A 19,927-nucleotide genomic window follows, 5' to 3' on the forward strand; every position below is an offset into this window, starting at 1 on the left:
GGTGGGAAGACACAGCGGGGAACGTCGGGCAGCGCACCCGGGCACGCTCATGACCGCTTGCGCCAGTCGAGGCGGGGCGGCGGGGGTCCGAGGTTGGGGGGAACGTCGGGCAGCGCGGTCTCCTCCGGCTCCGGCTCCGGCTCGGGCCTCCTGGGCGCCAGGGCGGCCCGGCGGATCTCCTCGAACTCCCCCAGCGTCGTCTTGGGGAAGGTGAGTATCGCGGGGTTCGCGTCCGCGAGGCGCACCTGGCGTCCCTCCGCCGTGGAGTAGGTGATGATCACGGAGGTCGTGGGAAGCTGCTGGAGCTGGTGCGGCTCGACCAGGAACTCCCGTGACCGCTGCAGGACCCCGTCGGCGACGGTGGGCGCGCGCCGCCCCCACTCGGTCGACTCGGTGATGTCCTCCCGCAGGTCGCCCTCGCCCTTCTCCTCCCCCTCCGTACGGCTCTCGCCGACGGTGGAGGTGTAGAAGCCGCTGGGTCCGTTGACCGCCGAGCTGAACGTCTCGGTGAGCTGGGCGAGCTCCAGACGGTGCTCGGTGCCGACATGCTCGCTGGCCACCCGGGCGTCCTCGGCGTTGCCCAGGCGCATGAACGCCACCGCCGCGTGCCCCCGGCCGAGCCGCTCCCGCACGGTCGGGGTGAGGCTGCGGTAGGTCAGCACGAGCCCGGTGCGCGAGGTCTCGCAGGCGTCCATGAGCCGGTCGAGCACGTCGCCGCGCAGCTTGTCCGCGCCCGCCACGATGATCGTGTGATACCAGGGCCGCTCGCTCGCCGGCGACTGGCGCAGGATGTGCGTGAGCGCGGTCGCGACGTACGTCCCGAGCACCCGGTTGCCGAAGACCCCGGCCTGCCGGTCCATGCTGACCACCCGCAGCCGCGCGGGCGGCAGCCGTACGGCCTCGGAGCCGAGCGTCTCCAGCTTGCGCAGCTGGGATTCCAGCGCCCATGCCCGCTCGATGACCACACGGTCGGCCACGCCCCGGCCGAACAGCGTGCCGATGCGTTCGAGCTGCGACGCCGTGAGCAGGCCGCACCTCATGTCGTCGCGCGGGTCGCCCACCTGCGCGAGCGCCCGCAGGGCGGCGGTGACCTGGCTGATCGTCGCGTTCTCGCCGAGGACCTCCAGCACGCGCTCCAGGATCGCGTTGTCGAAGCCGATGTCCCTGCTGGTCTCCTCGCTGACGCTCACCACGTGGGCGAGCACGTCGGCGAACGCCTCGGGCTTGAGCGTGGCGCCCAGGTCGAGCCGGGGCAGGTCCACCGGGAGCACCCAGACGAGCGGGTCGTCCCCGCCCCGGCGCGCCAGCTCGATCAGGTCCTTGGCGATCGCGCCCTCCGACAGGTCGAGCACGGTCAGGTGGCCGCCGCTGTAGAGGCGGGTCGCGCCGATCAGCGTCACCAGCGCCGACCAGCCGGTCAGCGTGCCCCCCGCCACGTCGACCCGGTCGATCTCGTCGGGCACCGCCACGGCGTACCAGGTGATCTGCTGGTCGAAGCGGCTCTTCTTCTCGGCCCAGTCGCGATATTTCGCGGCGTGCTCCTCCTGGGCCGTGACGATCTCCCGCTGGCGGCGCTCCTGCTCCCGCAGCGCCTTGCGGCGGCGCTCGTCGAGCCGCTCGTTGACCGTACGGTCGCCCTGCCGGATGGCGTAGGTGCAGATGGCGGCCACGCCGCCCGCCGCGACCAGGCCGAGCATCACGAACGACCAGGTGAGCAGGCCGGTCACACCCAGGACCAGGATCCCCGCGGCCACCACGGCCATGAACGTACGGAAGATCTTGACCGGGCGGTTGAGCAGGTCCTTCTGCAGCCGCTCCCGGTGGACCCACTCGGTGTCCACCGCGGGCTCTGTGACGTCCTCCCTGGCCGGTCGCTTCGGCGGCGGCCCGGGATCCGGGTACAGCAGCGCGTACTGCCAGCCCAGGTAGATCCGGTCCGCCTGCAACTGGGCATGCTCGGGGTGCGGGTCGCCCACGGGCCCTCCATGTCCGCCTCCGTCACAGCGTAGGAGCTGGAAGCCCTGTCAGCGCGGGCTTCTCGCCATTCGGACGCATTTCCGCACGGGCGACGAACCATTGCGACCAATGGGGCAAGTGAGGTCGTACTACCATCGCTTGCCATGACGTCATCCCCCAATGGCGCCCGCCGACGACGCCCGGTCCTCGTCCCGGTCGCCTCCGCGCTGGCTGTGGTGGGCATCGGCGTCACCGCCGCGTTCGGCGGTTTCACGGAAGCACCGGAGAAGCCCCCGCCCACGGCCTCGCCGGGGGAGACGATCGACCAGGGGCAGTTCCGCACTCAGTTCATCAAGGCGATCGACACCACCGAGCAGGGCGACTTCGGCACCACGAAGCGCTACCTGGAGCTCGTCCTCAAGGTCACCAACATGGGCAAGGAGACCGCCTCGGTCGGCATCGTGCCCGAGCCGGGCAAGGGCTTCCGCCAGAGCACGACCTTCGCCAGCTCCCTGCTGCGGACGCGCCCGGAGATCAAGACCAAGTACGGCCCCCAGGTCTCGGTGTTCAGTCTCGGCGTCGAGAGCCGGCAGCTGCATCCCGGGATCACCACCACGGTCGTGGTGAAGTACGAGCTCGAGCCCACCGCGGCCGCGCCGCCGGAGATCAGTCTCGATGTGGGCTCGTTCGAGTACCAGAAGATCGGCTTGCGCGACCAGACCCACTACTGGATGCTCGCGGGCGAGCGCGAGGACGACAAGGGCGCCTTCGAGCCTGAGGTGGCCGCGCGGATCACCCTTCCCGTACGGAAGGAGAGCGCCTGATGGCGGTCACTCAGGCGGAGAGCCGCACGGCGCGGCGCGCTGCGCGGGAGAAGCGGCCACGACGCGGCGTAGGGCGGCGTATCGCGGCCGGTGCGGCGGGGATCGTGCTCGCGGCGGCAGCGGTCTACGTACAGCAGAACTTCTCGATGTCCTTCGAGCAGCGCACCTCCTACCTGACCTACAAGGGCCGGCTCGGCGAGACGGTGGAGACCAAACGCTTCGCCGTGAAGGTTCTGTCGGTCGCGGCGGCCCATGCCGTGGACACCACGGACTACTCCAACAAGGTGACCAAGGTGGCCACGGGCAATCTGTTCCTGCTGGTCGACGTCTCGGCGACGAGCACGCGCGAGCCCATGCGGCTGAGCGAGTCGAGCCCTCCCCTGCTCCTGACGGCGGACGGCCGGCGCTACAGCCCGACGGACAAGGTCAACGCCGCGCTGACGCTGTTCAACAAGTACATCCAGCCGGGATTCTGGTCCAGCGGACTACTCGTCTTCGAGGTGCCGAAAGACGCGGTGCCGGGCGCCGGCCTCGTCTTCATCCCTCCCAACAACGCGTTCGTCAACGACGCCTACGCGCCCGAGGCGCAGATCGACCTGGGCCTGTCCGGCACCGCCGCCGACCGGCTGGTCTCGCAGGCGGAGGACTACCACTCACTCGTGAGCGTGAGCCGATGACCGAGACGCCCATGGACGGAACCCCGCCGAGGAACGACCCGGACGCCCGTGACTGGTTCGCTCCCCCGGCCGAGCAGCCCCCCGACTTCACCGACATCACCTACAGCGGGCCGGTTCCCCCGCCCATGCCGACGGCGCCGCCGTCGGTGCCCATCCCCGGCACGCTGGCGCCGCCGAGGGACCTGCGCGTGTGGCCTCCCCTGGAGCCGGAGGAGCAGGACAGGTCCACCCAGCCGTTCCCCGCCCTCCGGACGAACCGGCAACCCCCGCCCGCGGCGCCGGCGCTCCCTTCCCTGCCGCGGGAGGCGGCCCCGGAGCCGCCCGCCGACGTGCCCGCGGCGCCCACACGGCGGACGGGCCTGCTGGTGGGCGGAGCCGTGCTGTCCGTGGTGCTCGCCGTCGGCGCCCCCACGCTGTTCGGTTATCAGGCGTTCAGGTACGGCAGGCCGGACTACACGGTGCACATCGTGCCGCGTGGCCAGGCGGGCGTCTGGCAGCACGTGTCGTGGCGGGTCACCGTGGAGAAGACCGAAGACCCCAGCGGCAAGCCGGAGCGGTCCGACCGTCAATGGCTGAAGGTCGTGGCCACCAGAACCGCCCTCGACGCCGAAGGCGCCATGCGCCACGGGCAGCCGGCAGAGGTCAAGTTCACCGACCGGGACGGGCGCACGTGGCAGGTGGAGAGGGTGAGCGACGAAACGCCGCCCGACGCCAAGGACAACAAGATCGGCACGCCGTACCGGATCGAGATGATGGGGGTGGTCCCGCCTCCCGTGGCCGACGAGGTCGAGGTCACCCTCCGTCCGAGCGGCTACCGGGACGTGCCCGATCAGTCCGCCGAGGACTTCATGAAGGACGTCTTCACCTCGACGGAGAAAGACGATCACGTTCTCCGGTTCCGCCGGTGAGCCTGCGACGAGTCGCGGCGATGTCGAAGGTGGCGGCGATCAGGCACATCGTCACCAGGGTCACGACCAGGTCCACCACGTAGACGACCGGCTCACCGGTCGCGAACCACAGGTAGGGCTCCTCGCTCGCGGTGAGATAGCGGCCCGCCCTGAGCAGGTAGTCGCCGCCGATGTGCAGGCCGACGTAGCAGAGGGCGAACAGCCCGAACAGCGGGGCGCCCCCGTGCACCGTCAGGCGCAGGGAGTTGAGCAGCGGGATCCAGCGGGCGGTCCAGCCGGCGCTCAGCTTGGCGAGCGCGAGGCGCGTCCAGTTGTGGGTGCGCTCCAGGTGGACCGTCGCCTGCTCCAGGGGGGTTCCCCTGATCGTGGTGCGGGTGTCCTCCGCGTACGCGCCGTAGACGAGGATGCCGACGGTCAGCCAGACGAGCGGGACGGCGAGGGCGTCGATCACGTGCGGCCAGACCTCACCCAGCCACTCCGAGACCTGTTTCCATCCCGGGACGCTCTCCTCGGCACCGGCCGCGAAGTCGTGCCAGGCGGCGACGGCCGACCGGTGGCCGATCCAGTCGGAACGCGCTCCCACGGCGGCGGCGACCGCGTTGAGCCCGTAGAACGCGAACGCGAGCTCCCCGAATGTGGCCAGCATGCCGGTGAAACGGCCCTCTCTCTCCTCGTGGCGGCGGCCGAAGTACCACTTCACCACGTAGGCGACCACCATCGCCGCCAGGGAGACCTTCGGGTCGAGGTCGAGCAGCCCGCGCGCGACCCCGCTGTCGTCGCCGCTGCCGACGTCCAGCACGAACCGGTCCGGCTGCCGCATCATGTCGATGCCGGCGAACTCCCGGGCGTCGTCGGCGACGAAGCCCCAGGTCGTGTAGATGCCCGCGAAGACGAGCGCGGTCCGGTTGAGGGCGTTGGGCAGGCTCTCCTTGGCCTCGCCGCCCGCGCGTCTGGCCCGGGTCTCCAGCAGCGCCTCGCGGACGACGTACAGCATGCCCACGGTCGTGGCGAGGGACGTCATCACGACGAGTGTGAACAGGAACATCACCAGGACCAGCCGGGCCTGATACCACGAGCCGTGCGAGACGGTCGCGGCCAGCAGGAGCAGCGCCCAGCGCACCAGCCGTCCGGCCGAGAACCAGAGGATCAGCGGGAGGGCGCACTTCGCGAGGATCCGCAGGGCGTTCAGCGGCAGCGCGTACGGCGACAGCGTCCAGGAGGCCCGGCGCGGCGCGGCATCCTGGCGGGGGGCGGCAAGTGCGGGCGTTCCGGACACCTGCCGCATGTTATCGGCTCCCGCTCCGGCTCATGGAGCCGTGGGAAGAGTCCCGCCACCATCAAGCGTCTCGGCAGAGCTCTCCCGCTCATCGCGCGACATGCTCATGATCTCGTCTGTCGTCATGAATACCACCGCGCTTCCCAGCAGCCGGCGGACGGCGATCCGCCCTCGGCTGGTCGCCTCGCCGAAGTCGGTGGGTTCGCCCGTCACCGAGTGATCGTTCTCATGGCCGGCTCTGCCGTATCAGGCCACATGAAGCCACGCGCGCAGTGCTCGGCGAATGACTTCGCTGGCGCTGGTTTGATCGCGCTTGGCCCTTGTGATCAAAGCGGAGCGCAACTCGGGATCGAGCCTCACCGGAACCACATCGGCAGGCGCGGAACCGATGGGACGCCTGCCTCCCCGGCGGCGAAGAGTCTCCACGTCGTATCCCTCTTCGGCTTCTTCCGCCAGGGCGGTTATGAGCTCGTCCGTTACCGGCACGCCACTCGAGGTCGGAACGTCTTCGTCCATCCTAGACATGCTCCCTCCTCGATCCCCCTCGCAAGAGATCCCGGTACTTCCGCCTCATGGGCATCGCGTGTATGGCCAGTTCCCGGCCGTCATCGAGGTGAAGCACGATCGTTTCCAGTAGGTTCCCCGCACGATCCGGCCCGAGTCGCAGCTCCCGTCGCGGCCCCTCTTCATCCTCGTGAGCGAGGGGATAGGCAATGAGGAACCCCCTTGTCGCGTGAACGACGTCCTCGTAGGCGATGCCGTGCTTGAGCGCGGCTTTGTGCACCTCCACGGTAGCAAACGTAATACGAAACGTTCAGTCACGTAGAGTAAACGAAACATCACCTTTCACGCAGAAGGCCGGTGCGTTCGCGGAACGCGCCGGCCTTCTGGTGGAGCGACTGGATCAGACGGCGACCGAGATCTGGGCGACCTCGCCGAGCTTGGCCTCGACGGGGACGTCCTTGGTGACGCCGCCGCCGGCGATGATGCGGACGGTCCACTGACCGGGAGCGGCGAAGAAGCGGAAGATGCCCTCGTCTGAGACGACGACCTCACCGGTGAACTCGCCGCTGTGGTCCAGCAGACGGGCGTACGCCGTGCCGGCGCCGGAGACGACGCCCTGGATCACGGCCTGGTTGGACAGGTCGATGCCGGCCGGCAGCGCGACGGTCTGCTCAGGAGCAGCGCAACCCTGGATGGTCATCAGCGGGCCTCCCCCAGCTCGATCGGCACGCCCACGAGCGAGCCGTACTCGGTCCACGAACCGTCGTAGTTCTTGACGTTGGGCTGGTCGAGCAGCTCGTGCAGCACGAACCAGGTGTGCGCGGAGCGCTCGCCGATGCGGCAGTAGGCGATGGTGTCCTTGCCGAAGTCCACGCCGGCACCGGCGTAGAGCTCCTTCAGCTCGTCGTCCGAACGGAAGGTGCCGTCGTCGTTGGCCGCCTTCGACCACGGGATGTTGCGGGCGGTGGGCACGTGGCCGCCGCGCTGCGCCTGCTCCTGCGGCAGGTGGGCCGGGGCGAGCAGCTTGCCGGTGAACTCGTCGGGCGAGCGCACGTCGACCAGGTTCTGCTTGCCGATCGCGCTGACCACGTCGTCGCGGAAGGCGCGGATGTCGTTGTTCGGCTCCGAGGCCACGTACTGCGTGGCCGGGCGCTCGACGACGTCCTTGACCAGCTCGCGGGACTCCAGCTCCCACTTCTTGCGCCCGCCGTCGAGCAGCTTGACGTTGTCGTGGCCGTAGACCTTGAAGTACCAGTAGGCGTAGGAGGCGAACCAGTTGTTGTTGCCGCCGTAGAGGACCACGGTGTCGTCGTTGGCGATGCCCTTGGCCGACAGCAGGGCCTCGAAGCCGGCCTTGTCGACGAAGTCGCGGCGGACCGGGTCCTGCAGGTCGGTCCTCCAGTCGATCTTCACGGCACCGCGGATGTGACCCTTGTCGTAAGCGCTGGTGTCCTCGTCGACCTCGACGAGCACGACACCGGGCGTGTCGAGGTTGGCCTCGACCCAGTCGGCGTCCACCAGGACGGCGGAGCGGCTCATTGGATTCTCCCAGGTTGTAGACGGCGAATGAGCAGGTACGTTTCGCAGCCCAGGCAGAAGCCGAACGCTGCGTTGAGGAAGGCGGCCAGCAGTGCCGCTGCTGTCGCACCCAAGGCCAGTGGGGTGATCCCCGCCGCGAATCCGATCAGTCCCACCACCGCGAACCCCAGCCCGGCGGTCTGCGCGAACCGCGGCGCCGCCGCGTCCTCCGTCTCCGCCGGCGGGCCCAGCCTCGGCCGTACCAACCGGCGGAAGACCAGCCCGTACGGCGACGCGTCGGCGGCGCCGAGCGCGAAGACGATCGCCTGTGCGGCGAGCAACCAGGGGCTTTGCGTGACCAGCGCAACCGCGAGGACCACAGTGGTCACCGCCGCGCCGAAACGCGGGCCACGAGGGTCGATCTGCATCGTGGGGATGCTCCTGAAGGATTCTTGGAACGCGGCACGAAGCCGCAGGAATCACCCTCAGGCCATGCGACAGAGCGAGGTCGCGACGCGGCAGAAGTCCACCGCGCGCCGCTTCGTGAGCAGCTCTGTCGTGGGAGTCATGACCATGACAGTACCTTCCGTCTCGGCATCTGTCACACCTTGTCCGCTGGGTGAGACGGCCCGTGAGACGCGCCGTCCACGGCCGCGCCGAGGGCGGCGATGACGTCCACCTTGCGCGGCTGGCCGGACGCCCGCTTCACCACGTTGCCCGCCCCGTCGAGGACGAGCACGGTGGGCGTGCGCAGCACGTCGAAACGTCTGACCAGGTCCAGGCGCGACTCCGCGTCGATCTCCACGTGCCGCACACCGGGGACCAGGCCGGCCACCTCGTCCAGGATGCGGCGGGTCGCCCGGCACGGCTGGCAGAACGCGGTGGAGAACTGGACCAGCGTGGCGCGCTCGCCGAGGTCCGCGCCGAGATCCCCGCTCGTCACCGGGGCCTGTTCCACGGCCCGTATCCTTCCGTCGCGCCGTTTCAGGAGCAGCCCGAGGACCACGCCCGCAACGAGCGTGGCCACGAGGGTTGCGATCCCTGCCATCACCGACTGCAACCGTACGCCGGGCACGGCCGATTCCCGCGCCGGCTAACGACGACGTCACAGCCGGGTCACAGCGTGGCGGTCACCAGGATGCGGCCGCCCGAGTCGGCGAGCTCGAACCGGTCGATCTGGCCGAGGCGCAGCTTGGTGGAGCCTTCGAGGACCATCTTCTGCCCGCGATACTCCCCCCTCCCCACGGTCCAGCTGCCGATGGTCGAGGCCGTGCCGTTCTTGGCGACGGCGCGCAGCGTGCAGACCGTGCCGGCGGGGACTCCGGCGACCCTGGCGACGATCTGCGTCCGTCCGCCGTGCGGATCGAGCCGTACGGCCATGGTCACGTCGCCGTGGCGCCCGCGTGCCTCAGGCGCCGCCGTGACGGTCGTGTCGGCGGGCGGCGGCTGGACCTTCCTCGCCACCGCTCCCTTCGACGGCGCGGGCGAGGCCGGTGCGACGAGGGGCGCCACGGGTGCGTCCGTGCCCGCCGGCTCGGCCTGACCCGCCTGAACCTGGTCCGCCCGGTCTTCGGCCGTCCGGCCTTGACCGGCCTCGTCCCGCATGGCACGGCTCGCCTGGTCGGGGGCCGCGGCGGCGCCCGCCACCGTCGTCTCACCTCCCGGCGCGTTCTGCGCCGCCGACAGCCACGCCGTACCGCCCACCGCCGCGACGACCACGGACGCGGCGAGCGCCAGCAGCACGCGGGAGCGGCGTCCGCGCCCGGCGGGCGTCACGGCCGGACCCGCGGTCGATCCACCGGCTGAGCCACCGGCTGAGCCGCCGGTCGATCCACCGATTGATCCCCCGGCTGATCCGCCGATTGATCCCCCGGCGACATCCGCGACGACACCGTCGAGCACGGCCCGCGGCGGCGCGGCGGCGCGCTCGATGTCCTCGGCGGACACGAGGGCCAGCAGCGGCGGCAGACCGGACAGCTCGTCCAGCTCCTTCCGGCACGCCGCGCAGGTTTCCAGGTGGGCCTCGACCTCGGCGGTCTCCACGGCGTCGAGCGCCCCCAGCACGTGCGCGCCGAGCGAGATCCGCACCTCCTCGCAGGTCATGGTGCCAGCCCCCGTTCCTCCAGGGCGAGTTTCAGTGCCCGGAGGGCGTAGTAGGTCCGCGACTTCACCGTTCCCGGCGGAATGCCGAGGATCTCCGACGCCTCCTTCACCGATCTCCCCCGGTAGTACGTCTCCAGGAGCACCTCGCGGTGCTCCGCCCTGAGCGAGGCCAGCGCCTCCGCCACCCCCCATGACTCGACGGCCCGTTCCAGCTCGTCGTCGGCGGGCAGCACGGCGAGCGCCTCGTCCCCCATCTCCTGCGGCCTGGACTTGCGGGCCCGATGCTGGTCGACGACGAGATTGCGGGCGACGGTGAACAGCCACGCGCGAACCGGGCGTCCTTGCAGCCCGGAGGGGTGCCGCCAGGCCCGGAGCAGCGTCTCCTGCACCACGTCCTCCGCCCTGCCCGGATCACCGGTCAACCGCAGTACGTAGCCGTACAGCGGCCCTCCGTGATCCTCCCAAAGTGCGCGTATGAGCTCCTCGTCGGCGGTTCCGGCTGGACTCACACCCTCATCACGTACGCCGCGGCGCGACGGTTCATCGGAGGGGGACATCGGACGCGGTGCCCTGGACCGCGAGCCCTTCACTCGTCGACTTCACCCGGGTGATCCTGAGGTTGAGCGGCAGGTTCTTCACCGGCACCGTGAACGAGATGAGCCGTTCGGGGTTGGGCACCGGGATGGCGCCGGCGAGCTTCACGCTCTTGGGCGTGAGACGGATCCCGCCTTGCACCACCTGGATCTTCATGTCGGCGGTGACCGGCACCTGGTTGCCGAGCACGGTCACGTTGCCCGAGACGCGCAGCGCGTCGTCGCCCGCGCCCTCGACCTTGATGCCGCGCGGTGCACGGGCCGACAGGGTCTCCCGGGAGATGACCACGGTCCCCGTCACGCGCTCCGCCCTGATGTCGGTGGCCGCGGCGTTCTGGATCAGGTCGGAGAGCGGGGCGGTGACGCCGTACAACGTGGCGTCGATGCGTTCGAGCCGGATGCCCTCCCGCTCCACCTGCCCGATGCCGATGGCGATCTCCCCGTACCGGCCGGAGACGGCCTGGGTGAGGAACGGTATGCCCTTCACCTGCACCGACGGCGTCTGCGACAGGTCGTACTTCGCCTCGATCTGCCGGGCGATCTCACGCTGCACCCCGACCACGGCCACCCGGTCGAGCACGACGAGCAGGATGGCCAGCAAGGCCACGGCCACGACCAACTTGCGCATCCGACCCCTCCGAAGGCGCCTTTGCGATCAGGGTAGTGCCTTGACCGGCAAGATATGCCTGATTGACGGGAGAGGCACTTGGGCCTCATCCCCCGGCGAAGGGGGGTAAAACCTCGACAACGGCGCCCTCGGGAAGGTCGATCGTCGCCGGGTCGCGCGTGCCCACCGGGGCGCCGTCGACGAGGAAGGAGCACCGGCGGAGCACACGCTCGACGGCCGGGTTCCGCGAGACCCGCGCGAGCAGGTCTCCCAGCGTCTCGGCGTCGAACGCCTCCTCCGGCACACCGGCGGCCTCCTTGGCCGCCGCCCAGTAGCGGATCGTTCCCCTGGCCATGCGCGCCGCTCCCTCGATCTTCCGTCACCCTTGGACAGCTCTCCGTCACCGTCACGTTACGGTGCCAAACCACGTGACGTGTTGTTCACACGGGTGACGCACATTGGACGCAAATCTCGTGTGGGCTACCCTACGAATCAATGGACTCGGGCGATGTGGCCCCCGGGTCCTTACGTGTTTGTACGGCTGTCGCGGTTTCCAGTGCTGCAAACGGCGCCGAGCCGACATGGTGCGAGGAGGCTCACATGAGCAATCTGCTCCTGTTGACCAACGCTCTGGAACCGTCGGCTGAAGTGCTCCCGGCACTCGGACTCCTGCTGCACTCGGTGCGTGTCGCTCCCGCGGAGGCCTCCGCGCTGATCGACACGCCCCCCGCGGACGCCATCCTGGTGGACGCGCGCCGCGAGCTCGTGCAGGCCAAGAGCCTGTGCCGGCTGCTGCGCACGACCGGCGTCACCTGCCCCCTCATGGCGATCGTCACCGAGGGCGGTCTGGCGGCGATGACGGCCGAGTGGGGCGTGGACGACGTGCTCCTCGACAGCGCGGGCCCGGCCGAGGTCGAGGCCCGGCTGCGGATGGCGGTCGGGCGGCTGTCGCTTGCCGCCGTGGAGGAGGTTCCGGACGAGATCCGCAGCGGCGACCTGTCGATCGACGAGGCGACTTACACGGCCCGGCTGCGCGGGCGCACGCTGGACCTCACGTTCAAGGAGTTCGAGCTGCTGAAGTATCTCGCGCAGCACCCGGGCCGGGTCTTCACCCGGGCCCAGCTGCTGCAGGAGGTCTGGGGCTACGACTACTTCGGCGGCACGCGGACCGTGGACGTGCACGTACGGCGCCTGCGCGCCAAGCTGGGCGCCGAATACGAGGCGCTCATCGGAACGGTCCGCAACGTCGGCTACCGCTTCGTCCCCGACCGGGGCGGCGAGCAGCAGAACGAGGCCGAACCCGCCAGACACTAGTGGCCCGTCCCCGAGGGGGCGGGCCACTGCTTTTCGCATGATCACCTGATGAGGTTGATCCGGCCGGTGGCCGGCGGCTCGATCGGCGAGTGCGCGCCCATATAGGCGACGAACGCGTCGATGTCCAGCGGGCCGCTCCACAGGTCGGTGCCCTGGGTGAAGACGGTGAAGCCGTCGCCGCCGCCGACGAGGAAGTTGTTGGCGGCCACCCGGATCTGCTGGGTGTCGGTCACCGCGGCGCCCTTGATCTTGATGTCGGAGACGCGTGAGCCCTCCGGCTTCGTCGTGTCGAAGGTGTAGGTGAGCGACGAGGACGGCTGGAGGATCCGCTGGGTGATGCCGCCGGTCACCGGGTCGACCTTCCAGATCTGCTGCTCGAGCAGCGCCTTGAGCTGGGCCCCGGTGAGCGTGACGACCTGCATGAGGTTGTTGAACGGCTGCACCTGGAAGGCCTCGCCGTACGTCACGACGCCGTCGCCCTCCGAGCCGCTCTGCGGGTAGGTCAGGTCGGTGCGGACACCGCCCGGGTTCATCAGGGCGATCTCCGCGTCGCCGCTGTCCTCGGTCGCCTCGAGCTGCGCGTCGGCGATCAGGTCCCCGAGTGGGGTCTCCCCGACGTTGCCGCCACGTCCGATGCCGGCCGTGATCTTGCCGATCGGCCTGTTCGCGACGGTCGAGACCCGCTCCTGCCAGGTCTTGATGTACGCCTCGGTGTCGGCGTCCGGGGTGACGGTGCGGGTCACCACGTTGTTCCTGGCCGCGACGCTGGAGCGGATGACGTCCTTCGTCTTGAGGTCGACCCGGAAGTCGATCTGCGTGATCGCCCGGCCGAACGACGAGCCCTGGGTGTAGACGCGGTCCTGACCTGCCGGGTCCTTCACCTTGCAGACGTACGCCTGGTGGCTGTGGCCGCTGACGACCAGGTCGACCTGCGGGTCGAGGTTCGTGGCGATCCGCGAGCCGTTGCCGGGGACGACCGGGCACGAGCTGGGGTCCTGGTTCGGGGTGATGTTGTCGCCCTCGTGGACCAGCACGACCTGGGCCTTGACGCCCTGCCTGGCGAGTTGCTTGGACACCTTGTTGGCCGCCGCGACCTCCTCGGTGAACTGCAGGCCCTTGATGCCGGCGGCGGTGACGATGCTCGGGGTGGTCTGGGTGACCAGGCCGATGAAGCCGATCTTCACCCCGTGGATCTCTTTGACGAAGAAGGGCGGCAGAGCGTAGTCGCCGGTGCCCTCCTTGATCACGTTGGCCCCGAGGTAGTCGAACTTCGTGCCCTTCCACTTACCCGCCGGGGAGCAGCCGTCGACCGGGTGGCAGCCGCCGTTCATGATGCGGTTGAGCTCGTCGATGCCCTCGTCGAACTCGTGGTTGCCGGCCGAGGAGGCGACCAGGCCGAGCTTGTCCAGCAGGGCGGCGGTCGGCTCGTCGTGGTAGGCGGCGGACAGCAGCGGCGAGGCGCCGATGAGATCGCCCGCGGCCACCAGGAGGGTGTTGGGGTCGCGCAGCCGCTTGAGGTGGGCGGCCAGATAGGACGCGCCGCCCGCGATCGAGTATCTCGCTCCGGCGATGCCGGTCAGCGAGCCGTCGGTGTCGGTGTTCGCGCCGTTCGGGTCGAGGATTCGCGAGCTGGACCCGGTCGGGGGCTCGAGGTTGCCGTGGAGGTCGTTGATGGTCAGCAACCGGACGGGGACGGAGGGGCCGGGCTTCTTGTCGTGCTTGCCGGGCTGGGGCTTGCCGGGCTGGGGCTCGCCGGGACGGTGCTCGCCCGGCTGGGGCGTGCCGGATTGGGGAGCGGGAGATGCGGCGGCCGTGCCCATCGTGAGGGCCGCGGCGCCCACCACGGCGGCGCCGGCGACGGCCAGTCGCGTCAGAGATGCTCGGGTCATGACCTCCGACAGTAGAGCGGGGATCTGAGCGGGAAATGGCGCAAAGATAACGATTCAGGGAGCGCACCCCTGGCGTGTATTGCCGAAGCCCGGTGCGGGAGACCGCCGGATGCTCACCTATCGTGCCAGACATGGACGTACGCGCGGAGATCACGGAACGGCTCGATGACGAGCAGGTGGCGGCGGTGCTCGCCCTGGTGGAGGCGGCCGCCGAGGCCGACGGTGTCGGCCCGGTCAACGAGCACGTGATGCTCCAGGTGCGCCACGGCGCCGAGCCGGGCGCGAGAGCCGTACTGCTGTACGAGGACGGGCACGTCGCGGGCTTCGCGCATCTGGATCCGGCGGACCCGGAGGAGGGACCGAGCGGCGAACTCGTGGTGCATCCCGCCTTCCGCCGGCGCGGGCTGGGCCGGCGGCTGCTCGGCGACGCGCTGGAGGCGAGCGGAGGCGGGCTGCGCCTGTGGGCGCACGGCGACCTGCCCGGCGCCGCGCGTCTCGCCGCGAGCGCCGGCCTGACCCGGGTGCGGTCGCTGTGGCAGATGCACCGCCCGCTGTCCGAGCCCGTGCCCGCCGCCGTCCTCCCCGACGGCGTACGGCTGCGCACGTTCGAACCGGGACGTGACGAGAAGGCGTGGCTCGCGCTCAACGCCCTGGCCTTCGCCACCCACCCCGAGCAGGGATCCTGGACGATGGACGACCTCGAACTGCGGGAGCGCGAGTCGTGGTTCGACCCCGCCGGCTTCTTCCTCGCCGTACGGGGAGACGCGCTGGCGGGGTTCCACTGGACCAAGGTGCACGACGGCGACGAGCCGATCGGGGAGGTCTACGTGGTGGGGGTCGCGCCCGGCGAGCGCGGCACGGGCCTCGGCCGGGCACTGACGCTCGCCGGCCTGGAACACCTGCGCGCGCTCGGCCTCGCCCAGGTCATGCTTTACGTGGACGAAGAGAACGCCGCGGCGGTCCGGCTCTACGAGTCGCTCGGGTTCACCCGGTGGAACACCGACGTGATGTACCGGCACTGAAACGCCGACGGGCCGGTCCCCATGGGGGTCGGCCCGTTTTCGTATCAGGGCGTCCTCTATCCGAGGATGAGGTTGAGGATGTAGTAGCCGATCGCGGCGGCGATGGCCGCGGCCGGGATCGTCAGGACCCACGCGGTCACGATGTTGCCGGCGATGCCCCACCGCACCGCCGACAGGCGCCGCGTGGCGCCCACGCCCATGATCGCGGAGGTCATGGTGTGCGTGGTCGAGATCGGGGCGCCGAACCCGATGGCGGCGGTGTAGAGGACCGACGAGGCCGCCGTCTCGGCCGCGAATCCGCGCGGCGGGTCCAGGTGGATGATCCGCCTGCCCATCGTCCGCATGATGCGCCAGCCGCCGGAGTACGTGCCGAGGGAGATTGCCGTGGCCGAGGCCGTGATGACCCACTCGGGGATGTCGCCCTGCGGGGAGGCGTATCCGCCCACGACGAGCGCCAGGAAGATCACGCCCATCGTCTTCTGCGCGTCCTGCAGTCCGTGGCCGAGCGCGATGGCGGCCGCCGAGATGGGCTGCACGTAACGGAACCCGCGGCTGGTGCGGTGCGGGTTGGACTTACGGAAGATCCACAGGAGAATCGTCATGATGATGCCGCCCAGGACGAACCCGATGACAGGCGACAGGACCATGGGGATGACGACCTTCTCCACCACCCCGGACCAGTGCACGGTCGCGCTGGCGGCCAGGGCGGAGCCGACCAGCCCGCCGATCAGGGCGTGACTGCTCGACGACGGCAGACCGAAGTACCAGGTGATGAGATTCCAGACGATCGCCCCGATGAGAGCGCCGCCCACGATGATGAGCCCGTGGGCGCCGTCCGGAGCGTCGATGATCCCCTTGCCCACCGTGTGGGCCACCGCGGTGCCGAGATGGGCGCCGATGAAGTTCATGACCGCGGCGAGGAGCAGCGCGATCCGCGGCGTCAGCGCGCGGGTGGAGACGGAGGTGGCGATGGCGTTCGCCGCGTCATGGAAACCGTTCGTGTAGTCGAACACCAGCGCGATGACGATCACGCCGATGACAAGCGCGAGCTCCACTTAGCTTTCCTTGACCGCGATCGTCTCGATCGTGTTGGCCACGTGCTCGAAGGCATCGGCGGCGAGCTCGAGCTGCTCGATCACCTCTCGCATCTTCATGACGGTCAGCGCGTCGTACTCGCCGCTGAACAGCTTCGCCAGCAGCCTGCGGTAGACCTGGTCGGCCTGGTTCTCGAGCCGGTTGATCTCGATCCAGTACTCGTTGAGATGCTGCATCGAGCGCAGGCGCGGCATCGCGTCCGCGGTGAGCTCGGCGGCCCGTTCGAGGACCTCCACCTGGCGTACGACCTCCTTGGGCAGGTGGTCGATCTGGTAGAGGACGATCAGGTCGGCCGCGGCCTCCATGTAGTCCATCACGTCGTCGAGATTCGACGCGAGACGGTAGATGTCCTCGCGGTCGAAGGGCGTGATGAAGCTCTCATTGAGCCGGTTCATGATCGCGTGAGTGCGCTCGTCGCCCGCATGTTCGCAGGCACGCATCTTCTCGGCCAGACCCTCCCGGTCCGAACCGTCGCTGATGATCTCGACCAGCAGCCGCGATGCGGTGACGAGGTTGTTCGCCGAGTCGGCGAACAAGTCGTAGTAGCTGTCCTCACGGGGCGTGAGACGCAGGCGCACGTCGTTTCTCCAGATGTGCGGGGACGGTCCGCAGAGAAGAGTACGGGTTACCAGTGGAAATGCGAAGTTCAGGCCACGCAGGCCCGCTTGTAACCCACTCTTCCCCTTCCAGCTGCCCAGAACGTCTCCCGTGACACACTTGTTGCCTGAGCCGCTTCAGATCTTGGTGCGGTGGAAGTTCAGGAACGACCTACTCGGAGTCGGCCCCCGCTGGCCCTGATAGCGCGAGCCGTACCGGTCCGAACCGTACGGGAACTCGGCGGGCGAGCTGAGCCGGAACATACAGAGCTGGCCGATCTTCATCCCCGGCCACAGCTTGATCGGCAGCGTGGCGACGTTGGACAGTTCGAGCGTGACGTGCCCCTCGAAGCCGGGGTCGATGAAACCGGCCGTCGAGTGCGTCAGCAGGCCCAGCCGGCCTAGGCTCGACTTGCCCTCCAGCCGCGAGGCGATGTCATCGGGCAGGCTGATCACCTCGTACGTGCTGGCCAGCACGAACTCCCCCGGATGCAGGATGAACGGCTCGTCTCCGTCCGGTTCGACCTGCCGGGTGAGGTCGGGCTGCTCCGTCGCCGGGTCGATGTGCGGGTAGCGGTGGTTCTCGAATACCCGGAAATAGCGGTCCAGGCGCACGTCGACACTGGACGGCTGGATCATCGCCGGGTCATAGGGGTCGAGCTTCACCCTGCCCGACTCGATCTCGGCGCGGAGGTCACGATCGGAAAGCAGCACGGGTGCAAGGCTAGTAGGCCATTTCAGCGGCGGGTGTCCCGGATCTTCGCGTCGGGGCTGCAGGACCACCCCCCGGATCCGCTACAGTAGGGGCAGCGACGGGCACCACAGCCGGTCACGCGGGTGTAGTTCAATGGCAGAACATCAGCTTCCCAAGCTGACAGCGCGGGTTCGATTCCCGTCACCCGCTCCACCCACGAAGGCCCAGGTCAGGACATGAATCCAGACCCGGGCCCTGATTGTTTCCGGCACCTGGTCGATCTTCCGTGCAATCAACGTGCAATTAGGAGGATCCGCTCCGGCCAGCCAGCCAGCGCAGGAAGCGCGAGGCCAGCCATGCCTGGAACCAGCCCGCGCCCATGAGGAGCAGGGTGAGCACGATCGGATTCGTCAGCTCGCCCGGCAGAAGGTCCCATGCCTGCCAGATCAACCAGCCGAGGGGGAACGTGAGGAACATGAGCGCTACCCCGGACAGCAGGATCGGATCCCGGACCGTCAGCAGGACCACGATCGAGTAGACGCCCAGGGCTAGCACAAGGCCGGAGTAGGCGAGAGCAAGGCACCCAACAGGACCGACCTTACGAGGCTTCGTCATGACGGCTCCGTGGCTGACGGGAGCGCATTTCTCCGTATCGTACTCCGTGAGTGGGTCAAGACCGCACTCGTCCAGCTCTAGGGAGAAGCTGACCAGGAGCCAAGCGAAGAAAGCAGCAACCCACGACAGCACCGCGGCAATCAGAGACCACCCGACGAATGTCACTCGTAACGGGAACCGTGTAGGCGACGTTGCCGATCTGACCAGATCATCTGTCACGGCTCCGAACCTAGGGTTTCGCTATAGAGGGATCAATTCAAACCCAGCATCCGGCGGGGGCGCTCCGGTTCGGTCGGGTCGACGGCAAACGGGGTGATCAGGCAGGCGGAGTGTGCGCGCCGCGGAATTCGAAGGTGAAGCGCTCGCGCCAGTTGCATTCCGCGTCCTGTGCCTGAACGCACGTCAGAGTCCTGCAGATCTTGTCGAAGACCTCGGTCCCCAGGTTCGCCCTGCTTTCCTCCCAAAGGGTCCACACCAGCTCCACCGGCCGTTCTACGGCGGTGCTCAACCTGTCCCGAAGCGCGGCGAGGTTGTGCCCGTAGTAGAGACCGAAGTCCAACGGCCCCGCCAGTATCCGGTGGAAACCAGCTTCCGACCTGACCTGCCGGCCATCAACGACCACGCGCATCCTGCCGCCCTTCACATACGGGGTTCTGCTGGAGGAAGCTCCGGGCAGGGGTTCGGCATGGTGCCGCCGTGACGGCGAGCGATGTGGGCCTCAAGCAACCGGACCGCCAGTCCGTGACCATAGTGGAAGGCGAAGAGTCGCGGGATTGTTCCATCGGGACCCGGCCGTTCGGGATCGGCCCCATAGGCCAAGAGCACAGCGGTGCATGCAGCGTCCAGTGGTTCTCCGGTCTGGATTGCTCCGTCCGCCTCCACGTCGATCGCATGCACGAGCAGGGTCATGTCGGACCACACCTCATTCGGGTCGGCACCGGCGTCGAGCAATCGGGTCAGTTCCCTCAGGTCGCCGTGCTCCACCGCGAAATGTGCCGGAGTCATCGGCTCGTGGGCTGTCGCCTTATGTTCCATGACGGTGATCAAACCAGAAGGTCTCTGCATTGGGATCGACTAGCCCTTCGCTGCAGAACAAAGTGGGAGTGCGCATCTCATACACCGAGGTCCTGCGCCTGGCCGCCGAGCCATTAGCGGGCCATTGAGCAGGGTGATTAGGGAGCAACCGCGGTTACTCATGACCGGCCCGACGCCCAGGTTAGCCGCCCCACGGGCCGTGATCCAGGCAATTCCCAAGCTGACAGCGCGGGTTCAATTCCCGTCACCCGCTCCACACACGAAGGCCCAGGTCAGGGACAAATTCCCGACCGGGACCTTAATTGTTTGCGGGGTTATCTCGAACTTCTTTGCTCGTTACGTGCCCGATCCGTCTGGATCTTGCTTGCCCAGCGCCTCCTCGGCGAGCTTCCCGAGCGCGTCGGCGACGGCCCGGTCCCGCTCCATCGCGGTGTGCTGATAGATCAGCGCGGCCCGCGTGGTCGAGTGCCCCATGCGGTTCATCAGCTCCCGCAGAGTCGCGCCGGACCGCGAGGCGAACGTGTTCCCTGTGTGACGGAGATCGTGGAAGTGGAAGCTGTCGTCGCCGCTTCCAAGTGCGGTTCTTCGACGAGAGTGCCGCCGGCTCGCCCCACCGTAGGCTCGTTCACGCGGTGCCGCGCCCACTCACCGACCGGAGGCGCCGGCGCTCCTACGTTGAGCCATGACGTAGCCACCATGTC

26 protein-coding genes and 1 tRNA gene are annotated in these 19,927 nt (G+C 68.9%); 6 read left to right on the forward strand and 21 right to left on the reverse strand.

Annotation, left to right across the window (positions count from 1 at the left end):
* Positions 1-47: 47 nt before the first annotated feature.
* Positions 48-1,976, reverse strand: coding sequence for a hypothetical protein (locus AB0O28_RS19480; protein WP_363641967.1), 1,929 nt, complete (start codon positions 1,974-1,976; stop codon positions 48-50).
* Between the two features lie 144 nt (positions 1,977-2,120).
* Between AB0O28_RS19480 and AB0O28_RS19485 the strand changes: the two genes are divergently transcribed.
* From AB0O28_RS19485 to AB0O28_RS19495, 3 genes are read left to right on the forward strand one after another with little or no spacing between them, the layout of a single operon-like run.
* Entirely contained in the window at positions 2,121-2,780 is a 660-nt protein-coding gene (locus AB0O28_RS19485) for a hypothetical protein (protein ID WP_363641969.1), read from the forward strand.
* The gene (locus AB0O28_RS19490; RefSeq protein ID WP_363641971.1) at positions 2,780-3,457 is read left to right on the forward strand and encodes a DUF4352 domain-containing protein; all 678 of its coding nucleotides are present in this window, start codon (positions 2,780-2,782) and stop codon (positions 3,455-3,457) included. The genes AB0O28_RS19485 and AB0O28_RS19490 overlap by 1 nt, the downstream gene beginning before the upstream one ends.
* Positions 3,454-4,365: a hypothetical protein gene (locus AB0O28_RS19495; RefSeq protein ID WP_363641973.1), complete on the forward strand. Its 912-nt coding sequence runs from the start codon at positions 3,454-3,456 to the stop codon at positions 4,363-4,365. The genes AB0O28_RS19490 and AB0O28_RS19495 overlap by 4 nt, the downstream gene beginning before the upstream one ends.
* On the opposite strand, the gene AB0O28_RS19500 is transcribed toward AB0O28_RS19495, so the two are convergent.
* From AB0O28_RS19500 to AB0O28_RS19555, 12 genes are all read right to left on the reverse strand, one after another.
* Positions 4,319-5,641, reverse strand: a complete 1,323-nt coding sequence (locus tag AB0O28_RS19500; RefSeq protein ID WP_363641975.1) for a hypothetical protein — start codon at positions 5,639-5,641, stop codon at positions 4,319-4,321. The genes AB0O28_RS19495 and AB0O28_RS19500 overlap by 47 nt on opposite strands.
* Positions 5,642-5,671: 30 nt before the next feature.
* Positions 5,672-5,854 carry a hypothetical protein gene (locus tag AB0O28_RS19505; RefSeq protein WP_363641977.1) on the reverse strand — a complete coding sequence of 61 codons (183 nt, stop codon included), beginning with the start codon at positions 5,852-5,854 and terminating at the stop codon, positions 5,672-5,674.
* A 33-nt stretch (positions 5,855-5,887) separates the two neighbouring features.
* Complete coding sequence (locus AB0O28_RS19510) at positions 5,888-6,157, reverse strand: CopG family transcriptional regulator (protein ID WP_363641979.1); 270 nt, start codon at positions 6,155-6,157, stop codon at positions 5,888-5,890.
* A 1-nt stretch (position 6,158) separates the two neighbouring features.
* A complete protein-coding gene (locus AB0O28_RS19515; RefSeq protein WP_363641981.1) occupies positions 6,159-6,431 on the reverse strand; it encodes a hypothetical protein in 273 nt (90 codons plus the stop codon).
* Between the two features lie 114 nt (positions 6,432-6,545).
* Complete coding sequence (locus AB0O28_RS19520) at positions 6,546-6,845, reverse strand: DUF1416 domain-containing protein (RefSeq protein ID WP_363641983.1); 300 nt, start codon at positions 6,843-6,845, stop codon at positions 6,546-6,548.
* Positions 6,845-7,684 (reverse strand): sulfurtransferase, encoded by an 840-nt coding sequence (locus tag AB0O28_RS19525; protein WP_363641985.1) that lies wholly within the window; start codon positions 7,682-7,684, stop codon positions 6,845-6,847. Before AB0O28_RS19525 ends, AB0O28_RS19520 begins: the two co-directional genes overlap by 1 nt.
* Positions 7,681-8,091 carry a DUF4395 domain-containing protein gene (locus tag AB0O28_RS19530; RefSeq protein WP_363641987.1) on the reverse strand — a complete coding sequence of 137 codons (411 nt, stop codon included), beginning with the start codon at positions 8,089-8,091 and terminating at the stop codon, positions 7,681-7,683. The genes AB0O28_RS19525 and AB0O28_RS19530 overlap by 4 nt, the downstream gene beginning before the upstream one ends.
* A gap of 173 nt (positions 8,092-8,264) precedes the next feature.
* Positions 8,265-8,711, reverse strand: coding sequence for a thioredoxin family protein (locus AB0O28_RS19535; RefSeq protein ID WP_363641989.1), 447 nt, complete (start codon positions 8,709-8,711; stop codon positions 8,265-8,267).
* Between the two features lie 68 nt (positions 8,712-8,779).
* Entirely contained in the window at positions 8,780-9,766 is a 987-nt protein-coding gene (locus tag AB0O28_RS19540) for a zf-HC2 domain-containing protein (RefSeq protein ID WP_363641991.1), read from the reverse strand.
* On the reverse strand, positions 9,763-10,323 hold the full coding sequence (locus AB0O28_RS19545; RefSeq protein WP_363641993.1) for a sigma-70 family RNA polymerase sigma factor: 561 nt from the start codon (positions 10,321-10,323) through the stop codon (positions 9,763-9,765). The genes AB0O28_RS19540 and AB0O28_RS19545 overlap by 4 nt, the downstream gene beginning before the upstream one ends.
* Positions 10,307-10,987, reverse strand: coding sequence for a DUF2993 domain-containing protein (locus AB0O28_RS19550; protein ID WP_363641995.1), 681 nt, complete (start codon positions 10,985-10,987; stop codon positions 10,307-10,309). Before AB0O28_RS19550 ends, AB0O28_RS19545 begins: the two co-directional genes overlap by 17 nt.
* Before the next feature lie 85 nt (positions 10,988-11,072).
* Positions 11,073-11,321 carry a MoaD/ThiS family protein gene (locus tag AB0O28_RS19555; protein WP_363641997.1) on the reverse strand — a complete coding sequence of 83 codons (249 nt, stop codon included), beginning with the start codon at positions 11,319-11,321 and terminating at the stop codon, positions 11,073-11,075.
* Positions 11,322-11,566: 245 nt separating this feature from the next.
* Here AB0O28_RS19555 and AB0O28_RS19560 point away from each other — a divergent pair, with 245 nt between their 5' ends.
* Entirely contained in the window at positions 11,567-12,280 is a 714-nt protein-coding gene (locus tag AB0O28_RS19560) for a response regulator transcription factor (protein ID WP_363641999.1), read from the forward strand.
* A 41-nt stretch (positions 12,281-12,321) separates the two neighbouring features.
* On the opposite strand, the gene AB0O28_RS19565 is transcribed toward AB0O28_RS19560, so the two are convergent.
* A complete protein-coding gene (locus AB0O28_RS19565; protein ID WP_363642001.1) occupies positions 12,322-14,169 on the reverse strand; it encodes a bifunctional metallophosphatase/5'-nucleotidase in 1,848 nt (615 codons plus the stop codon).
* Positions 14,170-14,300: 131 nt separating this feature from the next.
* Here AB0O28_RS19565 and mshD point away from each other — a divergent pair, with 131 nt between their 5' ends.
* On the forward strand, positions 14,301-15,191 hold the full coding sequence (gene mshD, locus AB0O28_RS19570) for a mycothiol synthase (protein WP_363642003.1): 891 nt from the start codon (positions 14,301-14,303) through the stop codon (positions 15,189-15,191).
* A 56-nt stretch (positions 15,192-15,247) separates the two neighbouring features.
* Here mshD and AB0O28_RS19575 read toward each other — a convergent pair whose 3' ends face one another.
* The 3 genes from AB0O28_RS19575 to dcd form a co-directional block, all read right to left on the reverse strand.
* Positions 15,248-16,246, reverse strand: coding sequence for an inorganic phosphate transporter (locus tag AB0O28_RS19575; RefSeq protein WP_363642005.1), 999 nt, complete (start codon positions 16,244-16,246; stop codon positions 15,248-15,250).
* Entirely contained in the window at positions 16,247-16,864 is a 618-nt protein-coding gene (locus AB0O28_RS19580) for a DUF47 family protein (RefSeq protein WP_030510423.1), read from the reverse strand.
* 156 nt (positions 16,865-17,020) lie between these two features.
* Positions 17,021-17,596 carry a dCTP deaminase gene (gene dcd, locus AB0O28_RS19585; protein WP_363642007.1) on the reverse strand — a complete coding sequence of 192 codons (576 nt, stop codon included), beginning with the start codon at positions 17,594-17,596 and terminating at the stop codon, positions 17,021-17,023.
* Between the two features lie 119 nt (positions 17,597-17,715).
* On the opposite strand from dcd, the gene AB0O28_RS19590 reads away from it, so the two are divergent.
* Positions 17,716-17,789, forward strand: a tRNA-Gly gene (locus tag AB0O28_RS19590).
* A gap of 90 nt (positions 17,790-17,879) precedes the next feature.
* Here AB0O28_RS19590 and AB0O28_RS19595 read toward each other — a convergent pair.
* The 4 genes from AB0O28_RS19595 to AB0O28_RS19610 form a co-directional block, all read right to left on the reverse strand.
* Positions 17,880-18,191: a hypothetical protein gene (locus AB0O28_RS19595; RefSeq protein WP_182879543.1), complete on the reverse strand. Its 312-nt coding sequence runs from the start codon at positions 18,189-18,191 to the stop codon at positions 17,880-17,882.
* Between the two features lie 316 nt (positions 18,192-18,507).
* The gene (locus tag AB0O28_RS19600) at positions 18,508-18,819 is read right to left on the reverse strand and encodes a barstar family protein (protein ID WP_363642009.1); all 312 of its coding nucleotides are present in this window, start codon (positions 18,817-18,819) and stop codon (positions 18,508-18,510) included.
* Between the two features lie 11 nt (positions 18,820-18,830).
* On the reverse strand, positions 18,831-19,226 hold the full coding sequence (locus AB0O28_RS19605; protein WP_363642011.1) for an ankyrin repeat domain-containing protein: 396 nt from the start codon (positions 19,224-19,226) through the stop codon (positions 18,831-18,833).
* A gap of 336 nt (positions 19,227-19,562) precedes the next feature.
* Complete coding sequence (locus AB0O28_RS19610; RefSeq protein ID WP_363642013.1) at positions 19,563-19,871, reverse strand: tyrosine-type recombinase/integrase; 309 nt, start codon at positions 19,869-19,871, stop codon at positions 19,563-19,565.
* Between the last annotated feature and the right edge of the window lie 56 nt (positions 19,872-19,927).

The sequence above is a fragment of the Microbispora sp. NPDC088329 genome (genome assembly GCF_040685655.1).
Lineage (GTDB): Bacteria > Actinomycetota > Actinomycetes > Streptosporangiales > Streptosporangiaceae > Microbispora.

What these genes read in the sequence shown, in the direction of transcription:
- AB0O28_RS19485 (WP_363641969.1), top strand. Translation starts at nt 2,121, where the DNA reads ATGACGTCATCCCCCAATGGCGCCCGCCGACGACGCCCGGTCCTCGTC.
- AB0O28_RS19490 (WP_363641971.1), top strand. Translation starts at nt 2,780, where the DNA reads ATGGCGGTCACTCAGGCGGAGAGCCGCACGGCGCGGCGCGCTGCGCGG.
- AB0O28_RS19495 (WP_363641973.1), top strand. Translation starts at nt 3,454, where the DNA reads ATGACCGAGACGCCCATGGACGGAACCCCGCCGAGGAACGACCCGGAC.
- AB0O28_RS19510 (WP_363641979.1), bottom strand. Translation starts at nt 6,157, where the DNA reads ATGGACGAAGACGTTCCGACCTCGAGTGGCGTGCCGGTAACGGACGAG.
- AB0O28_RS19520 (WP_363641983.1), bottom strand. Translation starts at nt 6,845, where the DNA reads ATGACCATCCAGGGTTGCGCTGCTCCTGAGCAGACCGTCGCGCTGCCG.
- AB0O28_RS19525 (WP_363641985.1), bottom strand. Translation starts at nt 7,684, where the DNA reads ATGAGCCGCTCCGCCGTCCTGGTGGACGCCGACTGGGTCGAGGCCAAC.
- AB0O28_RS19530 (WP_363641987.1), bottom strand. Translation starts at nt 8,091, where the DNA reads ATGCAGATCGACCCTCGTGGCCCGCGTTTCGGCGCGGCGGTGACCACT.
- AB0O28_RS19535 (WP_363641989.1), bottom strand. Translation starts at nt 8,711, where the DNA reads ATGGCAGGGATCGCAACCCTCGTGGCCACGCTCGTTGCGGGCGTGGTC.
- AB0O28_RS19540 (WP_363641991.1), bottom strand. Translation starts at nt 9,766, where the DNA reads ATGACCTGCGAGGAGGTGCGGATCTCGCTCGGCGCGCACGTGCTGGGG.
- AB0O28_RS19545 (WP_363641993.1), bottom strand. Translation starts at nt 10,323, where the DNA reads ATGTCCCCCTCCGATGAACCGTCGCGCCGCGGCGTACGTGATGAGGGT.
- AB0O28_RS19550 (WP_363641995.1), bottom strand. Translation starts at nt 10,987, where the DNA reads ATGCGCAAGTTGGTCGTGGCCGTGGCCTTGCTGGCCATCCTGCTCGTC.
- AB0O28_RS19555 (WP_363641997.1), bottom strand. Translation starts at nt 11,321, where the DNA reads ATGGCCAGGGGAACGATCCGCTACTGGGCGGCGGCCAAGGAGGCCGCC.
- AB0O28_RS19560 (WP_363641999.1), top strand. Translation starts at nt 11,567, where the DNA reads ATGAGCAATCTGCTCCTGTTGACCAACGCTCTGGAACCGTCGGCTGAA.
- AB0O28_RS19565 (WP_363642001.1), bottom strand. Translation starts at nt 14,169, where the DNA reads ATGACCCGAGCATCTCTGACGCGACTGGCCGTCGCCGGCGCCGCCGTG.
- mshD (WP_363642003.1), top strand. Translation starts at nt 14,301, where the DNA reads ATGGACGTACGCGCGGAGATCACGGAACGGCTCGATGACGAGCAGGTG.
- AB0O28_RS19595 (WP_182879543.1), bottom strand. Translation starts at nt 18,191, where the DNA reads ATGACGAAGCCTCGTAAGGTCGGTCCTGTTGGGTGCCTTGCTCTCGCC.
- AB0O28_RS19600 (WP_363642009.1), bottom strand. Translation starts at nt 18,819, where the DNA reads ATGCGCGTGGTCGTTGATGGCCGGCAGGTCAGGTCGGAAGCTGGTTTC.
- AB0O28_RS19605 (WP_363642011.1), bottom strand. Translation starts at nt 19,226, where the DNA reads ATGGAACATAAGGCGACAGCCCACGAGCCGATGACTCCGGCACATTTC.